The organism is Thiomonas delicata (assembly GCF_900088825.1).
GTDB classification, from domain to species: domain Bacteria; phylum Pseudomonadota; class Gammaproteobacteria; order Burkholderiales; family Burkholderiaceae_C; genus Thiomonas_A; species Thiomonas_A delicata.
Map to the genome: position 1 here is coordinate 248,388 of NZ_LT592171.1, position 18,212 is coordinate 266,599.

Sequence of the window (18,212 nt, forward strand, 5' to 3'; positions counted from 1 at the left end):
CGTTCCACCCGCGGCCGCCGGCCATTCCCCGTCATCCTCGCAACCATCCAGCACGCATGAGCCTCGCCACCGAATCCGCCGTACTCGCCCCGCATGAGTCCAACCTGCTCTGGGTGGACATGGAAATGACCGGGCTCAACCCGGACACCGACCGCATCATCGAGGTCGCCATCGTCGTCACCGATGCGCAGGTTCGAACCCGCGTGGAGGGGCCTGTCCTTGTCGTGCATCAGGATGCGGCCGTGATGGACGCCATGGATGCCTGGAACAAGGGCACGCACGGCCGCTCCGGACTCATCGCCAAGGTTGCGGCGAGCGCCCTGGACGAGCGCCAGGTCGAACAGCAGTTGCTCGATTTCATCGCCCGCTACGTGCCGGCCGGAAAGTCGCCGATGTGCGGCAACTCGATCTGCCAGGACCGGCGCTTCATGGCGCGCTGGATGCCTCGGCTGGAGGCGTACTTCCATTACCGCAACGTGGACGTGAGCACCTTGAAGGAGCTGGCGCGGCGCTGGCGCCCCGAAGTGTGTTCGGCGTTCAAGAAGCGCCAGGAGCATACGGCGCTGGCCGACATCCACGAATCCATCGACGAGTTGCTGCATTACCGCGAGCACTTCCTCCAGGCGCCGCCGCCGAGCGAAGCCGCGCCGGCGGCGGCCTGAGCCGGCACGCCAGGCTTCAGCCGCGCAGCTCGGGAAAGTCGTCCTCCCAGAATTCTCCCGGCCTGCGTGCGTCGGCGGGGGCGCGGTTCAATTCGGCGGTGCGCAACTCGACGCGGCGGATCTTGCCGGAAATGGTCTTGGGCAGCTCGGCGAATTCGATGCGTCGCACCCGCTTGTAAGGTGCCAGATGCTCGCGTGCGTGGCGCAGCACGTCCAGCGCGAGTTCGCGGCCGGGCTCGAAGCCGGCGCGGCAAGCGATGAAGGCCTTGGGCACGGCCAGGCGCACGGGGTCGGGGCTGGGCACCACGGCGGCCTCGGCCACCGCAGGGTGGGCGATCAGTGCGCTTTCGAGCTCGAAGGGGCTGATGCGGTAGTCCGAAGCCTTGAACACGTCGTCGATGCGGCCGACGAAGGTGAAGGTGCCGTCGGCATGGCGCTGGGCCACATCGCCCGTATGGTAGAAGCCGTCGTGCATGACCTGCGCCGTCTTCTGCGCATCGCCCGCATAGCCCGGCATCAGCCCGACGGGCCGGTGATCGAGCGCGACGCAGACCTCGCCCTCCTGGGCCGGCTTGCCGTGCGGGTCCAGCAGTTCGATTCGCCAGCCTGGCAGCGGCCGGCCCATCGCACCCGGCGTCACCGCCTGTCCAGGTGCGTTGCCGATCATGCAGCAGGTTTCGGTCTGCCCGTAGCCGTCGCGGATGGTGATGCCCCAGGCCGCCTGCACGCGAGCGATGATTTCCGGGTTGAGCGGTTCGCCGGCGCCGACCAGTTCCCGGAATTGAACGGCGTAGGCCTTGAGATCCTGCTGGATGAACAGGCGCCAGACGGTGGGCGGGGCGCACAGGGTGGTGACACCGCAGCGTGCCGCCGCCGTCAGCGCCGCAGCGGCGTTGAAGCGTGCCTGATTGAAGACGAAGGCCCCGGCGCCGGCGTTCCACGGCGCGAAAAAACAGCTCCATGCGTGCTTGGCCCAGCCGGGCGAGCTGATGTTCCAGTGCAGATCGCCAGGCCGCAGGCCGATCCAGTACATCGTGGACAGATGCCCGATGGGATAGCTGATGTGGGTGTGCTGCACCAGCTTCGGCTTGGACGTCGTGCCCGAGGTGAAGTACAGCAGCAACGGATCGTTCGCCGCGGTGGCGCCGTTGGGGGTGAATTCGGCGCTGGCCTGCCCTGCCTCCTGCAAGTCGGTCCAGCCCGCGCAGGGGCCGGTCGCGAAACGCCCGCGCACGGTCTGCATGGCGGTTGGCGCGAGCGCTTCGAACTTGGCGGCGTCCTGCGGCGTCGCCACGATATGGGCGACGCCGGCGCGCGCGATACGGTCGGCCAGGTCGTCGCTGGTGAGAAGCGTGGTGGCCGGAATCATGACCGCCCCCAGCTTGATGGCCGCCAGCATGGTGTCCCACAGCTGCACGCAATTGGGCAGCATGAGCATCATGCGGTCGCCGCGCCGCACGCCTTGCGCGCGCAGGAAACTGGCCATGCGCTGGCTGCGCTGGTGCATGTCGTCGAAGCTGTACCGGGCTTCGCGGCCATCTTCTTCGACGATGTCGAGCGCGACGGAGGCGTTGCCGCGCGCCATGGGATCGAAGTAATCCAGGGCCCAATTGAAGGTTTCGGGCCGCGGCCAACTGAATTGCGCGTGTGCGCCGGCCTGGTCGCTGCGTGCGCGCAGCAAGAAGTCGCGCGCGGCGACAAATGCCTGTGCGGCGGTTTGCATGGCTGTCTCCTCGTTGTCGTGATCGCCCGGACCAGCCTTGGAGGGCGCAAGAGGCGCGCGCCAAGAGCCAGGGCGATCTCTGGTTGCGTCAGACTGCGGCATCAGCCTGACATGAAGCTGAACCAGGAAGGAGAGTCTCGGCCGCGCGGTGTCGAACCGCCTAGGGCCTGTTCACGCTCTGTCTGCGCCCGTGTTGCCTTCAGGCCTTGCTGTTTTCCAGGTAGCGCTGGGCGTCGAGGGCGGCCATGCAGCCGGTCCCGGCGCTGGTGATGGCCTGGCGGTAGACATGATCCTGCACGTCGCCGGCGGCGAACACGCCGGGCACGCTGGTGGCGGTGGCCATGCCTTCCAGGCCGCTGCGGGTCAAAATATAGCCGTCCTTCATGTCCAGCTTGCCCTGGAAGATTTCCGTGTTGGGCTGGTGGCCGATGGCGATGAAGCAGCCGCTGAGTGCGATATCGGTCTTTTCGCCGGTCTGATTGTTGTGGATGCGCACGCCCGTCACGCCGCTGTCGTCGCCCAGGACCTGGTCAAGCTCGCTCCACAGCTTGAGTTCGGCCTTGCCCTCCTTGACGCGCTCCATCAGCCGATCGATCAGAATCGGCTCGGCGCGGAACTTGTCGCGGCGGTGGATGACGGTGACCTTGCTGGCGATGCCGGTGAGGTAGAGCGCCTCTTCCACGGCGGTGTTGCCTCCACCCACCACGCACACGGGCTGGTCGCGGTAGAAAAAGCCGTCGCAGGTGGCGCAACCGGACACGCCCTTGCCCATGAACGCCTGTTCGCTGGGCAGGCCAAGATACTTGGCCGAGGCCCCGGTGGCGATGATGAGGGCGTCGCAGGTGTAGGTGCCGCTGTCGCCCTTCAGGGTGTAGGGTTTGGCACTGAAATCGACGGTGTTGATGTGGTCGAAGACGATGTCGGTGTCGAAGCGCCGGGCATGCGCCTCGAAACGCGCCATCAGGTCCGGGCCGAGCACGCCGTCCACGTCCGCGGGCCAGTTGTCCACCTCGGTGGTGGTCATCAGCTGGCCGCCCTGGGCCATGCCGGTAATGAGCACGGGTTTGAGATTGGCGCGCGCCGCGTACACCGCGGCGGAATAGCCGGCCGGGCCGGAGCCGAGAATGAGGACTTTGGCGTGTCGAGGGGTCATGGTGGGCCTGTAGGGTTCGGTGGCGGGGCCGGGAGGTGCAGGGCCAGGAGGATGCGGCCGGCGCCTGCGGAATTCGCGATTTTAGGGTTTACGCGGATTCCATGCCCGTCTTCTGCCCATGCGGAGACGAGGCCACAGGTGCGATCCGGCGGGCTGTGGCCGACGTGGGGTCTGGGTTAGCATCCTGCTCATATCGAGGAGCGAAGATGGCTGCGATTTCCAATATCGATCTGGTGCGGCGCGTGCCGATGTTCTCTGTGCTGACCGAGGCACAGGCCTGGACCCTGTCGCAGTCCATCGTGAAGAAGCGCTTCAAGCGCGGCGAGTGCATCGTCGAGCAGGGCGGCAGGTCGAACGCGCTGTTCATCATCCTGGCCGGGCGGGCGCGCGTGGTCAGCGTGGATGCCAAGGGACGCGAGGTCATCCTGGCCGTGCTCCATCCTGGCGACTACGTCGGAGAAATGAGTCTGATCGACGGCGAACCCCACTCGGCATCGGTCAGCGCCGAGGTGCAGACCGATGTGCTCATGCTGGGCCGCGTGGCTTTTCTGCAGAGCCTGCCGGAGAACACCAGCATGTCGTTTTCCATCATGCGCGGCCTGGTGCACAGGCTGCGCCGCGCCGACAGCAAGATCGAGTCGCTGGCGCTGATGGATGTCTACGGGCGCGTCGCGCGCGCGTTGATGGAAATGAGCGAGGAGGACAATGCGGAGCGCATCATCCGCAGCAAGCTATCGCGCCAGGATCTGGCCAAGATGGTGGGCGCCTCGCGGGAAATGGTGAGTCGCGTGATGAAGGACTTCGAGCAGCAGGGTCTGGTGATCGAGCGCGACGATGGCACGACGCTGGTGCGGGAACACATGGCTTCGCTGCTCTGACGCATGAATTGACATCTTGAGCTGGTTTTCATTCCCGAGGGACACGGTAGCCCGAAACAGCCCGCCGCGAAGCGCGCGCAACAGCCGGCTGCTGGCCGAGATCCGCCTGGTGGCGGGCGCAGTCCTGTGGCTGCTGCTGCTGCTGTCCTTGTTCAGCTATCACCGTAGCGATCCGTCCTGGTCCACTTCCGGCGTCGCGGCGCAACGTACGGCCAACCTGGTCGGCACGGCCGGGGCGTGGATGGCCGACATTCTTTATTTCCTGCTGGGCTTCTCGGCCCTCTGGATCTTGCCGATGGGCCTGCTCGCCCTGCTGCGGGCCTGGCGCAAGTCGCATGCGCAAACCGAGGCCGTTCCGCGCAGCTGGCTGGCCAGGGCGGGTTCCGTGGCCGGTTTATGCCTGCTGCCCTTGTCGAGCGCGGCCTTGGAAGCCACGCGGCTTTACGGGCTGAAGGCCGATTTGCCGGGTGAAGCCGGGGGCGTGATCGGCAGCTGGCTCGGCGCTCTGGCGCAGCAATTCCTCGGATTCACCGGAAGCGCCATCGTGCTGCTGGCGGTTTTTCTGCTGTCCTTGTCGTGGTACGCGCGGGTGAGTTGGGCCGATGTGGCCGAGCGTGTGGGCCGGGGCGTGGAATGGGCGTGGCAGCGCCTGCGCGAGCGGCGCAGCCGGGCGCAGGACCGTCAGGTCGGCGCGCAGGCCATTCAGGCGCGCGAGGCGGACGTGGTGACCGAGCAGGCGCGCGAGGCCGAGGAGATCTTTGCTCCCGTGTTCATCGAGCCTCCCGTGGTGCAGATCCCGCAGTCGCCGCGGGTGGAGCGGGAGAAGCAAAAGCCGCTGTTCCAGGACATGGCGAGTTCCGGGCTTCCCACCCTGGATTTGCTCGATCACGGTAGTGCGCAGAAGGAGACCATCGGTGCCGAGACCCTGGAGTTCACCTCGCGCCTGATCGAGAAGAAGCTGAAGGATTTCGGCGTCGCGGTGCGTGTGGTGGCGGCTTCGCCCGGACCCGTCATCACGCGCTACGAGGTCGAGCCGGAGCCCGGGGTGAAGGGCTCGCAGGTCGTCGGTCTGTCGCGCGATCTAGCGCGCGCGCTGTCCCTCGTGAGCGTGCGCGTGGTGGAAACCATCCCGGGCAAGAACACCATGGCACTCGAGCTGCCCAACGCCAAGCGCCAGACCATACGCCTGGCCGAAATCCTGGGTTCGCAGGTGTACAACGACGCCTCGTCCATGCTCAGCATGGGGCTGGGCAAGGACATCGTCGGCAATCCCGTGGTGGTCGATCTGGCCAAGACGCCCCATCTGCTGGTGGCGGGAACCACCGGCTCGGGCAAGTCGGTCGGCATCAACGCCATGGTGCTCAGCCTGCTGTACAAGGCCGAGGCCAAGCAGGTGCGCATGATCATGATCGACCCCAAGATGCTGGAGCTCAGCGTCTACGAGGGCATCCCGCACCTGCTCGCCCCCGTGGTCACCGACATGAAGCAGGCCGCGCATGCGCTCAGCTGGTGCGTGGGCGAGATGGAGCGGCGCTACAAGGTGATGAGCAAGCTGGGCGTTCGCAATCTGGCCAGCTACAACGCGCGCATCGCGGAGGCGGCGCAGCGCGGCGAACACGTGCCCAATCCGCTTTCCCTCACGCCTGAGAGCCCCGAGCCGCTGCAGCACATGCCCTACATCGTCGTCGTCATCGACGAGCTGGCCGATCTGATGATGGTGGTGGGCAAGAAGATCGAGGAACTCATCGCCCGCCTGGCGCAAAAGGCGCGCGCCGCGGGAATCCACCTCATTCTTGCGACGCAGCGGCCCAGCGTGGACGTGATCACAGGCCTCATCAAGGCCAACATCCCGACGCGCATGGCCTTCCAGGTCTCGAGCAAGATCGATTCGCGCACCATACTCGACCAGATGGGCGCCGAGAGCCTGCTCGGCATGGGCGACATGCTTTATCTGCCGCCGGGTTCCGGCGTTCCGCAGCGCGTCCACGGCGCCTTCGTCAGCGATGCCGAAGTCCACCGCGTCGTCGAGCAGCTCAAGGCGCGCGGCGAGCCCGATTACGTCCCCGGCCTGCTGGAGCCCGAATCCGGCGAGGACGGCGGGGAGGGGTCCTTCGATGGCGCGGGCGGGGGTGACGCCGAGAGCGATCCGCTGTACGACCAGGCGGTGCAGGTGGTGCTGCAAAACCGCAAGGCGTCCATCTCCCTGGTGCAGCGTCACTTGCGCATCGGCTACAACCGTTCCGCCCGGCTGCTCGAGCAGATGGAGAAGGCGGGCCTGGTCTCGGCCCTGTCCACCAATGGCAACCGCGACATTCTCGTTCCCGCGCGCGCCGAATCCTGAGGGAGCTTTTTGATGATCGTGCGGTCCAAATCGGCGGCGTTTGCCGCCTGCCTCGCGCTGGCGTTGCCGTGTTGTCAGCCTTTTGCTGCGGCGGCTGATGTTCCGGCGACGCCAACGGCTGTCGGTTCCGCGCGGAACGCGCCGTCGGGCGAAGCCTTGCTCCTCCAATGGGTGCAGTCAACCCGCAGCGCGCGCACGGATTTCACTCAGACCGTGGTGGACGACAAGGGCAAGACCAGCCCGCCCTCGGCAGGCCATTTCGAGTTCGAGCGCCCGGGCAAATTCCGCTGGATCTATACCAAACCCTACCGGCAAGACATCATCAGCGACGGCCGCACGATCTGGACCTACGACCACGATCTCGATCAGGTGACGGTCAGCCCGCAGTCGCGCGCGCTCTCGGGCACGCCCGCTGCCCTGCTGGCCGGCGAGGACGTGAACCGCTTGTTTGTCCTGAGTGCATTGCCGGCGGCGCAGGGCTTGGCGTGGGTGCAGGCCGTGCCGCGCGGCAAGGACAGCTCTTTCGACTGGGTGCGCATCGGCCTGAAGGCCACGCCGCAAGGGCCGGAACTGGTCGAGATGCAGTTGCGCGACGCGTTCCGGCGCACGTCCACCATCGTGTTCTCGGATGCGCACCGCAATGTGGCTTTCCCGGCCGGCAGTTTCCACTTCACGGCGCCGCAAGGGGCGTCGGTGATCCAGCAGCCCTGAGGCTGGCTGCCGTGCGCCGGCACGTCCAATGACCATGAGCCAGACCCCCAGCCTGTTCGAACCGGAACCATCCCCGCCGACCGGCAAGGGGGGCGGCGGCGCGAGCGCGGCGATACCCCTGGCCGAGCGCCTGCGTCCGCACAGCCTGGACGACGTGGTCGGGCAGTCGCATCTGCTGGCGCCGGGCAAGCCGCTGCGCCTGGCGTTCGACACGCGCCGCCTGCATTCCATGATCCTCTGGGGCCCGCCCGGTGTCGGGAAAACCACGTTGGCGCGGCTCATCGCTCAGCAGTTCGAGGCGCAGTTCATTGCCATTTCGGCGGTGCTCGCCGGGGTCAAGGACATTCGCGATGCGGTGCTGCTGGCCGAGCAGGCGCGCGCCGCAGGCCGTTCCACATTGGTCTTCGTCGACGAGGTGCACCGCTTCAACAAGAGCCAGCAGGATGCCTTCCTGCCCCATGTCGAGTCGGGCCTGTTCACCTTCATCGGCGCGACCACCGAGAACCCTTCGTTCGAGGTCAACAGCGCCCTGCTGTCGCGGGCCACGGTCTATGTGCTGCAGCCGCTGTCGGCCGACGAATTGCAGACGCTGGCCCGCCGCGGCCTCGCCGCCAGCGGCGGCCTGGAGATCGAGCCGCAGGCGTTGGCGCTGCTCGCCGCGCATGCCGATGGCGACGCACGGCGTTTGTTCAACGCGGTGGAGGCAGTCGCCGCGGCCGCAGGCGAAGCTGGACGCCGCCTGGTGGACTTGCCCTTGCTCGAAGCCGCCTTGTCCGAGGCCTTGAGGCGCTACGACAAGGGGGGGGATCAGTTCTACGACGTGATCTCGGCGCTGCACAAATCGGTGCGCGGCAGCGATCCGGACGCCGCGCTGTACTGGATGGCCCGCATGCTCGACGGCGGCGTGGACCCGCTCTATATCGGCCGGCGGCTCATCCGCATGGCCAGCGAGGACATCGGCCTTGCCGACCCGCGCGCTCTGGGCCATACGCTGGATGCCGTGGCCGCGTTCGAGCGCCTGGGCAGTCCCGAGGGGGAGCTGGCGCTGGTGCAGGCTGTGCTGTATCTCGCCATCGCGCCGAAGTCCAATGCCGTGTACCGCGCCGCCGGCGAGGCCCGGCGTTTCGTGCGCGAACACGGCACGCAAGCCGTACCCATGCACCTGCGCAACGCGCCGACCAAGCTGATGAAACAGATCGGTGCCGCGCAGGGCTACCGCTATGCGCACGACGAACCCGGCGCATTCGCCGCCGGTGAACGCTACTTTCCCGAAGCCCTGCCCGAGGCGCGGCTGTACCGTCCCACCGAGCGCGGGCAGGAAGCGCGCATCGCCGAGCGCATGGCCGAGCTGCAGCGTCTGAATCGGCAGGCGCGCGCGGCCGCCGCGTCACCCGAGTCCGCGCCCGGCGACAAGGCATGAGACGGTTTGCGCTCCTGCCCCCGCGCCTCCACGACGCATGGCCGCAGGGGCGGAGCCGGCGAGGGGTTTCGCCGGGATATGGGTTATCCCGCTGAAGGGCAAGGTCTGCGCTGTGGTTATCATTCGCGGCCATACGGACAATAACGAACGGCCAGGCGCACCAAAGTGGCTCGTCACACGGGGACGCATCACCATGCCGGAGCATTCGCTCCGTGGTTTCCATTCCGCATCTGTCGTTCGCGCACGTTCCGGCGCCTTCCTGCTCTCGGGCTCGCTCTTGAGCATGAAACTTGCAAACGGTGTCCAGTCCGCCTTCTCAGGCCCACAAGGCCGACGTCGTGGGCTGTATACGGCAAGACCCTGAACCCATAAGGACCAATCGGGATGGAAATCTTTATTCAACAAATCGTCAACGGCCTGGTGCTGGGCAGCATGTATGCCCTGGTCGCCTTGGGCTACACGATGGTGTACGGCATCGTCAATCTCATCAATTTCGCGCATGGCGATGTCATGATGGTGGGTGCGCTGACCGCCTACAGTTTGTTCCGCCTCCTCGCCCACATCGCCCCCGGACTGCCGGGTTGGTTGACCGTCATCGTCGCTACCGCGGGAGCCATGGTGGTATGCGGGCTGCTCAACTACATGATCGAGCGCATTGCGTATCGACGCTTGCGCAATGCGCCCAAGCTCGCACCCCTGGTCACGGCCATCGGCATGTCGCTGCTGCTCGAAACCCTGGCCATGATCATCTGGGGCCGCGACTACAAGGTGTTCCCAAGCCTGCTGCCGAGCAAGATCATCAACATCCACGGCGTGGTGATCACGCCGGTCCAGATCATGATCCTCGTGCTCACGACGGTGCTGCTGGTGGGCCTGACGCTGCTCATCCATCGAACCAAGCTCGGCCGCGCCATGCGCGCCACCGCGGAGAATCCCCGTGTGGCGGGGCTCATGGGCGTGAACCCGAACATGGTGATTTCCGCGGCCTTCGTCATCGGCGCCATGCTGGCCGCCATCGCGGGGGTGATGTGGTACGCCAACTTCTCGACCGCAAGTTTCTACATGGGTTTCACGCCGGGGTTGAAGGCCTTCACGGCCGCCGTGCTCGGCGGGATCGGCAACCTCACCGGGGCCATGCTGGGCGGTGTGCTCCTGGGCGTCATCGAAGTGCTGGGGGCCGGCTATATCGGGACCCTGACCGGCGGTGTCTTTGGCAGCAACTATCAGGACATTTTCGCCTTCATCGTGCTGATTCTCGTGCTCACCTTGCGGCCGCAGGGCCTGCTCGGCGAACGCGTGGCCGACCGAGCCTGACGCGCCGGAGACACACATGGAAAACAAACAAACCCATCTGGTCGGCTTCCTGATTGCCGCCGTGGCCTTGCTGGCGTTGCCGCTTGGCCTGCAGTTCGTCGGCGATGCCTGGGTGCGCATCGCCGCCTTCGCGCTGCTCTACATCATGCTGGCGCTGGGCCTGAACATCGTGGTCGGCCTCGCCGGCCTGCTGGACCTGGGCTATATCGCGTTCTATGCGGTGGGCGCCTACATGTTTGCGCTGCTCTCGTCCAACCAGCTCACCAGCAATTTCGACGCCCTGGGCGCGATGTTCCCGAACGGATTCGACGTGACGATCTGGATCGTCATTCCGCTGGGCGCCGGTCTGGCGGCGCTGTTCGGCATCCTGCTCGGCACGCCGGTGCTGAAGTTGCGCGGCGACTACCTGGCCATCGTCACGCTGGGTTTTGGCGAGATCATCCGCATTTTCATGAACAACCTGAATGCTCCGGTCAACATCACAAACGGGCCGCAGGGAATTTCAGGCATACACGGCGTGCGGATTTTCGGCTGGCATCTGAACCAGAACCTCGATCTCGGCAATTACACGATCAGTTCGGTGACGCAGTACTACTGGCTGTTCCTGGTCTTGGTGACGCTCACGGTCGTCATCTGCTTCCGCCTGCAGGACTCGCGCATCGGTCGCGCTTGGATGGCCATGCGCGAAGACGAGATCGCCGCCAAGGCGATGGGCATCAACACGCGCAACATGAAACTGCTGGCTTTCTCCATGGGAGCCACGTTCGGCGGCGTGGCGGGCACGATGTTCGCGGCATTCCAGGGCTTCGTTTCGCCGGAGTCGTTTTCGCTGATGGAATCGATCAACGTGCTGGCCATGGTGGTGATCGGCGGCATGGGCAACATTCCGGGCGTCATCATGGGCGCCATCCTGTTGTCGGTGCTGCCCGAGGCGTTGCGCTATACCGGCTTCATTTCGGACTGGCAGCAGCACGCTTTCAACCACGTGTACGTGGATACCGGCATCCTGCGCCAACTGGTGTATTCGTTGGCGATGATCCTGGTGATGATCCTGCGGCCGAAGGGCCTGTGGCCGGCGCCCGAACATGGCAAGGGCATGGCCGAGCTGGGTATCGGCAATGGCAGCGGCAATGGCAGCGGCAGCAAACCGGCAGTGGCCAAGGAGAGCGCATGATGAGCTCGACCGAACCCATTACCTTGAAGGTCGTCGGCGCGTCCAAGCGCTTCGGCGGCTTGCAGGCCCTGTCGGATGTCGGAATCGAGATTCGCCGCGGCCAGGTGTATGGCCTGATCGGCCCCAACGGCGCCGGAAAGACCACGTTCTTCAACGTCATCACCGGCATGTATACGCCCGACAGCGGCGAGTTCTCGCTGGACGACAAGCCTTACCGGCCCGAGGCCGTGCACCAGGTGGCGCGCGAGGGCATCGCCCGCACGTTTCAGAACATCCGTCTGTTTCCCGACATGACGGCGCTGGAAAACGTGATGGTCGGGCGTCATGTGCGTACCCAGAGTTCCCTGATCGGCGCCGTGTTCCGCACGCGCAAATTCAAAAAGGAGGAGCGTGACATCCGCGAGCGGGCCTACGCCTTGCTGCAGTATGTGGGCATCGGCCATTACGCGGATTTCCGCGCCCGCACCTTGTCGTACGGAGATCAGCGGCGTCTGGAAATCGCCCGCGCCCTGGCCACCGAACCCAAGCTGCTCGCGCTCGACGAGCCGGCCGCTGGCATGAACGCCACCGAGAAAATGCAATTGCGCGAGCTGCTGTCCACCATCCGTGCCGACGGCCGCACCATCTTGCTCATCGAACACGATGTGAAGCTGGTGATGGGGCTATGCGACCGGGTGACCGTGCTCGACTATGGAAAAACCATCGCCGAGGGCGTTCCGGCCGATGTGCAAAAGGATCCCAAAGTGATCGAAGCGTATCTGGGTACGGGAGGGCATTGAGATGAGCGATGCCATCCTGCAAGTCAAAGGCTTGAAAGTGGCCTACGGCGGCATCCAGGCCGTCAAGGGCATCGATTTCGAGGTGCACCAGGGCGAGCTGGTCAGTCTGATCGGCGCCAATGGCGCAGGCAAGACCACCACGCTCAAGGCCATCACCGGCATGCAGCCGGTGACCGACGGCAGCATCATCTATGCCGGCAAGGCGGTGAACGGGAAGGGTTCTTACGACCTGGTCCGCCTGGGTTTGGCCATGGTTCCGGAAGGGCGCGGCGTGTTCACGCGCATGACCATCCATGAAAATCTGCTGATGGGCGCCTATGTCCGCAACGATAAAAAAGGCGTGGAGGCCGACATCGAGCGCGTGTTCGGCATCTTTCCCCGTCTGAAGGAGCGGCGCGATCAACTCGCCGGGACCATGTCGGGCGGCGAACAGCAGATGCTGGCCATGGGCCGCGCGTTGATGTGCCAGCCCAAGCTGCTGCTGCTCGACGAGCCCTCGATGGGTCTGTCGCCCATCATGGTGGACAAGATTTTCGAGGTGATCGCCGACATTTCCAAGCAGGGCGTCACGATCCTGCTGGTCGAGCAGAACGCCAAGCGCGCCCTGGAATTGGCGCGGCGCGGCTACGTGATGGACTCGGGCGCGCTGACCATGACCGGCTCGGCCGACGCCTTGCTGCACGATCCGCGCGTCCGGGCCGCCTATCTGGGCGAGTAGAGGCAAGTCGCGGGCCGGCCTCGTCATGCAATGGGCACGCGGCCGGGAGGTCCGGCCAGCGCCGCTTCCTGCGTATCGATTCAGCCGGCCGGCCCGGTCTTGTCGGCCTCGGAGGTGAAGGCGTCGGCATAGAAGGCGTCTTCCGGCAAGCCGCATTGCGCGACGAAGTCGGCCCTGGCCGACTCCACCATGACGGGCGCGCCGCAGGCATAGACCTCGTGGCCCGACAGATCCGGCAGATCGGCCATCACCGCGCGGTGCACGAAGCCGGTGCGTCCGCTCCAGGCATCCTCAGGCCTGGGCTCGGACAGGACCGGCACGTAGCGCAGCCAGGGCAGGGCGGCGGCCTGTTCCTCGGCCCATGCGTGCAGATAGAGATCGGATTTCCCGCGGCAACCCCAGTACAGCACGGCCGGGCGTTGCAGATCCTTGTCGCGCATGGCCTCGATGATGGCCTTGATCGGCGCCAAGCCGGTGCCTGAGGCCAGGAGCACCATGGGCTTGTCGCTGTCTTCCCGCAGGTAGAAACTGCCGAACGGCCCTTCCATGCGCAGGATGTCCTTCTCCTTCATGGCGCCGAACACGTGGTCGGTGAACTTGCCTCCGGGCATATGGCGTAGATGCAGTTCGATCTGACGCTCACCCCTCGGCGCATTGGCCATGGAATAGCTGCGCCGGCTGCCGTCGCGCAGGATGAACTGGACATATTGACCGGCGTGGTAGGCGAAGTCATCGTTGGCCGGAAGCTGCAGCCTGATCACGGCGACGTCGGAGGCGGGGCGCTCGATGGTCATGACGCGGCAGGGCATCTTCTTCACCGGATACATGCCTTCGGCCGGCAGTTCGTGGCTCTCGATCACGAGGTCGCTCGTCGGCTTGGTGCGGCAGGCCAGAATGAAACCTGCGGCGCGCTCGGCCTCGCCCAGTGCCTTAAGCTGATGGATGCCAAGTTCGAATTCGCCCGCCACCCAACGGCATTTGCACGAACCGCAGGCTCCGTCCTGGCAGCCGTAAGGGAGGCCGACGCCTTGGCGAATGGCCGCGGCCAGCACGGTTTCTCCGTCGCCCACGTCGAAGCGGTGATTGCTGGGCAATACTTTCACTTCAAAGCTCATGACACTGTGGTTTCCATGTTGATACGTCGATTCCGCCGCCCCCGTTTGCTCATTGTCGGCTGCGGCGATGTCGGCCTGCGACTTGCGGCGCTGGCCCGGTCCCGCTTCCGGGTCATCGCGCTCACATCCAGTCCCGAACGCATGCAAGCCTTGCGCCAGGCCGGCATCGTGCCCGTGCTCGGCAACCTGGACGACGGCCCGAGCCTGTGGCGCCTGGCCAGCCTGGCGCGCTGGGTGGCCGTGCTGGCGCCGCCGCCGTCAGCCGGAACGCAGGATCCGCGCTCGGCACGCTTGGCGGCCGTCTTGCGCAGGGGAATGATAGGGGCAGGCCCGAGCCGTCCGCTGCGCCTGGCCTATGCCAGCACGTCGGGCGTGTATGGCGATTGCGCCGGGGCGCTGGTGCGCGAGACGCGTCCTCCGCAGCCCATGACCGATCGCGCCCGCCGACGGCTCGACGCCGAGGCGCATTGGCGCCGGTTCGGGCGCGGCAGACCCGTGCGTCTGGGCATCCTGCGCATTCCGGGCATCTACGACGGCAGACACAGATCCCCCGCGCAGCGCTTGCGCCAGGGCCTGCCCGCGCTGCGTGCCGAGGACGATGTCTACACCAACCATATCCACGCCGACGATCTGGCGCGCGTCATGCTGTTCTCGTTGTTTCGCGCCGCGCCCAACCGCGCCTACAACGCGAGCGACGAGAGCCGGATCAAGATGGGCGATTACCTCGATCTGGCTGCGCGCCTGTATGGCTTGCCCGCGCCAGTGCGGATCGCCCGCGAGCAGGCGCGGGACAGCGGCATTTCAGCGATGGCCCTGAGTTTCATGGCCGAATCCCGCATGCTGGACAACACCCGCATGCGGGACGAGTTGGGCGTCGTCCTGCGGTATCCGGACGTCGAAGCGGGGTTGCAGTCGGGGGACGCCACAGGCGTTGCGGAATAGCCGGGCCCGCGCTGGCTGCAAGGCAAAATTCTTCATGCACACGCAACAACGGGCAGGTTGAACCTGCCCGTTGGATGCAAACGCCTAGACCGACGCGTTCAATGCCCGGAGCCGTTCTCCGGGAGTTGCAGGCTTGGCAAGTCCTTGCGCGTTTCCACCAGCATCAAGGGCCCCTCATCCTGCACGGTCAGAGGTTTACGTTCCCGTGGCACGTGCTTCGGCGCAGGCATCTGGCTCAAAGCGCGCTGGGCCTGTTCAATGCGGATCGGATCGGACTGCACCCATTGCAATCCGGCCGCTTGCACCACGGACTGCAGATCCTGGACCGGCAGAGGTTGGGGCAGAGGGGGGACATGCTGGGACGCCACCGTCGGCTGTGCCGGTGCCGCGGCGGGCGCGGCCGTGCGAATTTGCGGCGCAACCGGGATGTCGGCAGGTTCCGGCTCAAGCGCGGCGGCAGGGGCCTCCATCGGCGCGGGCATGGTTGCGGCAAGCGGGCGGCCGTCGTTCTCGGCCATGGCAGGAGGCTGCGGCGTGGCTGGCTGCGCGAGTTCGGGCGCGGCCGGATTTGCCGCGACCATGGTCGCAGCCTCGACGGGGGCCGCTTGTTCTGCCGGCGCGGTGACGCGGACTGTCTCGGCGTCTGGTGCCGTGTCGGCATCGGCTTGTGCCTCGGGCGCCATCGCATCGCCGCCCGTGTTTTCCAGGGCCGTGTCCTGCGAGCGGCCACCACGGCCGCCGCGGCGGCGGCGCCCGCGATTGCGGCGATTCGCATGCTCGGCCGCGGCGTCATCCGGTGTTTCGGGCGCTGCTGAGGCGGTGGCGGGGGCCTGCTGGGCGCCAGCTTGATCGATCGGCGCCGACGTTGCGGGCGGTTCCGGCATGGCGGGTGCTTGTTCCGCTGCGGGCGAGGTCAGGCCGAAGCTTTCCCAGGTTTCCTCCCCAGCGGCCTCGGCCTGGACCGGGCGTTGTTGCCGGCCGTTGCGTGGTGGCCGTTCCTGGCGTTCGCCACGTCCCGCGCGTTGGGCCGCGGCGTCCGCCGCGGGCTTGGCGGCTTTGGGTGTCTGCACCGCGCTCGCCTCGCCCTGGGCGCTGCGTTGAACGTCCGCGTTGCGCTCACCGCGTTCGGCGCGGCCCGAGCGCCCCGCGGCGGCTCCTGTGGCGCCTGGCGCGGCCTGGCGGCGGCCTTCGCTTTGAACATTGGCCTCGCTTCGTCCCGAACGCTCGCCATTTCCTTTGGCGCCCTGGCGGTTGCCGTCGCGCCCGCGACCGCGCGGGTTGCGCGCCGGGGCTTCCTTGGCTGGCGGGGCGGCGGGCGATGGCGCCGCGGCTTGTTGCAGCGCGGGCTGTTGTGCGTCATCTCCGGCGAAGACCTTGCGCAGCCAGCCGAAGAAGCCTCCGCCGCTTGCGGCGGCTGGGGCTTGCAGCAAGGGTTGTGCCGGCGCCGGCGCCGGTGCGGCGGGAGCGGGGGCAGCCATCGGTGCCGGTCCTTCGGGCGTGATGCCGCGCACCAGGGCTTCCTGGCGGGGGCGTTCGTCCTTTTCGCTGCGCAGGATGGTGGTTTCCTGCTCGAATTCCTCGGCCATGCGGTAGCTGGCTGGCAGATTGTCCAGGCGCGGGTCGTCGTGCTTGAGGCGCTCGAGCTTGTAGTTCGGCGTTTCCAATTGCTTGTTCGGCGCCAGCAGCACCGACACGCGCTGGCGCAATTCGATCTTGGTGATCTCGGCGCGCTTCTCGTTGAGCAGGAAGGAGGCGACTTCCACGGGCACCTGCACATGCACGGCGGCGGTGCCTTCCTTCATCGCCTCCTCCTGGATGATGCGCAGGATCTGCAGCGCGCTGGATTCGGTGTCGCGGATGTGCCCGGTGCCGTTGCAGCGCGGGCAGGTCACGTAGGCGCCTTCCGACAGCGCCGGGCGCAGGCGCTGGCGCGAGACTTCCAGCAGGCCGAACTTGGAGATCTTGCTGGTCTGCACCCGCGCACGGTCTTGCCGCAGGCAGTCGCGCAGGCGGTCTTCGACGGCGCGCTGGTTCTTCGGCTCGTCCATGTCGATGAAGTCCATGACGATCAAGCCACCCAGATCGCGCAGACGCATCTGGCGCGCGATTTCCTCCGCCGCCTCGAGGTTGGTGCGCAGCGCGGTGTCCTCGATGGCGCTGCCGCGCGTGGAACGCGCCGAGTTGACGTCGATCGCCACCAGCGCCTCGGTGTGGTCGATCACGATGGCGCCGCCCGAAGGCAGGTTCACCGTGCGCGAATACGCCGTCTCGATCTGGTGTTCGATCTGGAAGCGCGAAAACAGCGGCAGATCGTCGCGGTAGCGTTTGACGCGGCCGACGTTGTCGGGCATCACATGCGCCATGAACTGATGCGCCTGCTCGTACACGTCCTGCGTGTCGATCAGGATTTCACCGATGTCGCTGGTGAAGTAGTCGCGGATGGCGCGGATGACGAGCGACGATTCCTGGTAGATCAGGAAAGCGCCGGTCTGCGTGCCGCTTGCATCCTCGATGGCGGTCCACAGCTTGATCAGGTAGTTCAGATCCCACTGCAGTTCCTCGGCGCTGCGTCCGATGCCGGCGGTGCGGGCGATCAGGCTCATGCCGTCCGGATGCTGCAGCTGCTCCATGGTCTCGCGCAGCTCCTGCCTGTCCTCGCCCTCGATGCGGCGTGACACGCCGCCGCCGCGAGGGTTGTTGGGCATCAGGACCAGGTAGCGTCCGGCCAGGGAGATGAAAGTGGTGAGCGCCGCCCCCTTGTTGCCGCGTTCCTCCTTCTCCACCTGCACCAGCATTTCCTGGCCTTCGCGAATGACGTCCTGGATGCGCGCCTGCGAGGGCGCCACGCCTTCCTTGAAATACTTGCGGGAGATTTCCTTGAACGGCAGGAAACCGTGGCGCTCCTCGCCGTAATCGACGAAACAGGCTTCGAGGGAAGGCTCGACTCGTGTGACCACGGCGCGGTAGATATTGCCTTTGCGTTGTTCGCGGCCGACCTGTTCGATGTCGATGTCCAGCAGTTTCTGGCCTTCGACGATGGCGACGCGCAGCTCCTCGGCTTGCGTCGCGTTGAACAACATGCGTTTCATTTCAGTGACTCCATCCCGCCCGTCAGGCGGGCTGCGTGATTGATCCAGGGTCTCAAAGACCCGACTCGCGCAGCAGGCTCGGTGCCGATCTGGAGAATGACCGCCCTGCGACGAGGAAACTCGTCGCAGGTTTCAGGACAAAAGCCTCGTCAAGGCGCAGCAACCCGGGCTCGGACATGGTTGCATGCCAGGG

Annotated in this window: 14 protein-coding genes; 10 read left to right on the top strand and 4 right to left on the bottom strand. The window is 66.2% G+C overall.

The window, feature by feature from the left end; all coding sequences use genetic code 11:
- The first annotated feature begins 56 nt into the window (after positions 1–56).
- Positions 57–662: an oligoribonuclease gene (gene orn / locus THIARS_RS10690; protein ID WP_094160931.1), complete on the top strand. Its 606-nt coding sequence runs from the start codon at positions 57–59 to the stop codon at positions 660–662.
- 16 nt (positions 663–678) lie between these two features.
- On the opposite strand, the gene THIARS_RS10695 is transcribed toward orn, so the two are convergent.
- The gene (locus THIARS_RS10695) at positions 679–2,385 is read right to left on the bottom strand and encodes an AMP-binding protein (protein WP_094160932.1); all 1,707 of its coding nucleotides are present in this window, start codon (positions 2,383–2,385) and stop codon (positions 679–681) included.
- A 199-nt stretch (positions 2,386–2,584) separates the two neighbouring features.
- Positions 2,585–3,538 carry a thioredoxin-disulfide reductase gene (gene trxB, locus THIARS_RS10700; protein WP_094160933.1) on the bottom strand — a complete coding sequence of 318 codons (954 nt, stop codon included), beginning with the start codon at positions 3,536–3,538 and terminating at the stop codon, positions 2,585–2,587.
- 206 nt (positions 3,539–3,744) lie between these two features.
- Between trxB and THIARS_RS10705 the strand changes: the two genes are divergently transcribed.
- The 8 genes from THIARS_RS10705 to THIARS_RS10740 all read left to right on the top strand — a co-directional run bounded on the left by THIARS_RS10705 (position 3,745) and on the right by THIARS_RS10740 (position 12,873).
- On the top strand, positions 3,745–4,416 hold the full coding sequence (locus THIARS_RS10705; RefSeq protein WP_094160934.1) for a Crp/Fnr family transcriptional regulator: 672 nt from the start codon (positions 3,745–3,747) through the stop codon (positions 4,414–4,416).
- 16 nt (positions 4,417–4,432) lie between these two features.
- Positions 4,433–6,757 carry a DNA translocase FtsK gene (locus tag THIARS_RS10710; RefSeq protein WP_186436658.1) on the top strand — a complete coding sequence of 775 codons (2,325 nt, stop codon included), beginning with the start codon at positions 4,433–4,435 and terminating at the stop codon, positions 6,755–6,757.
- A gap of 156 nt (positions 6,758–6,913) precedes the next feature.
- Positions 6,914–7,468: an outer membrane lipoprotein periplasmic chaperone LolA gene (lolA, locus tag THIARS_RS10715; RefSeq protein WP_245845888.1), complete on the top strand. Its 555-nt coding sequence runs from the start codon at positions 6,914–6,916 to the stop codon at positions 7,466–7,468.
- A 34-nt stretch (positions 7,469–7,502) separates the two neighbouring features.
- Entirely contained in the window at positions 7,503–8,888 is a 1,386-nt protein-coding gene (locus THIARS_RS10720) for a replication-associated recombination protein A (RefSeq protein WP_094162075.1), read from the top strand.
- Positions 8,889–9,272: 384 nt separating this feature from the next.
- Complete coding sequence (locus THIARS_RS10725; protein WP_094160937.1) at positions 9,273–10,202, top strand: branched-chain amino acid ABC transporter permease; 930 nt, start codon at positions 9,273–9,275, stop codon at positions 10,200–10,202.
- 16 nt (positions 10,203–10,218) lie between these two features.
- Complete coding sequence (locus THIARS_RS10730) at positions 10,219–11,376, top strand: ABC transporter permease subunit (protein WP_094160938.1); 1,158 nt, start codon at positions 10,219–10,221, stop codon at positions 11,374–11,376.
- Entirely contained in the window at positions 11,376–12,155 is a 780-nt protein-coding gene (locus THIARS_RS10735; protein ID WP_288119152.1) for an ABC transporter ATP-binding protein, read from the top strand. The genes THIARS_RS10730 and THIARS_RS10735 overlap by 1 nt, the downstream gene beginning before the upstream one ends.
- Before the next feature lies 1 nt (position 12,156).
- On the top strand, positions 12,157–12,873 hold the full coding sequence (locus THIARS_RS10740) for an ABC transporter ATP-binding protein (RefSeq protein ID WP_094160940.1): 717 nt from the start codon (positions 12,157–12,159) through the stop codon (positions 12,871–12,873).
- Positions 12,874–12,953: 80 nt separating this feature from the next.
- On the opposite strand, the gene THIARS_RS10745 is transcribed toward THIARS_RS10740, so the two are convergent.
- Positions 12,954–13,988 carry a CDP-6-deoxy-delta-3,4-glucoseen reductase gene (locus THIARS_RS10745; protein WP_094160941.1) on the bottom strand — a complete coding sequence of 345 codons (1,035 nt, stop codon included), beginning with the start codon at positions 13,986–13,988 and terminating at the stop codon, positions 12,954–12,956.
- A 15-nt stretch (positions 13,989–14,003) separates the two neighbouring features.
- Between THIARS_RS10745 and THIARS_RS10750 the strand changes: the two genes are divergently transcribed.
- On the top strand, positions 14,004–14,930 hold the full coding sequence (locus THIARS_RS10750) for a Rossmann-fold NAD(P)-binding domain-containing protein (protein WP_094160942.1): 927 nt from the start codon (positions 14,004–14,006) through the stop codon (positions 14,928–14,930).
- Between the two features lie 98 nt (positions 14,931–15,028).
- Here the strand turns inward: THIARS_RS10750 and THIARS_RS10755 are convergent, their stop codons facing one another.
- Positions 15,029–18,019 carry a ribonuclease E/G gene (locus THIARS_RS10755; protein WP_094160943.1) on the bottom strand — a complete coding sequence of 997 codons (2,991 nt, stop codon included), beginning with the start codon at positions 18,017–18,019 and terminating at the stop codon, positions 15,029–15,031.
- Positions 18,020–18,212 lie beyond the last annotated feature (193 nt).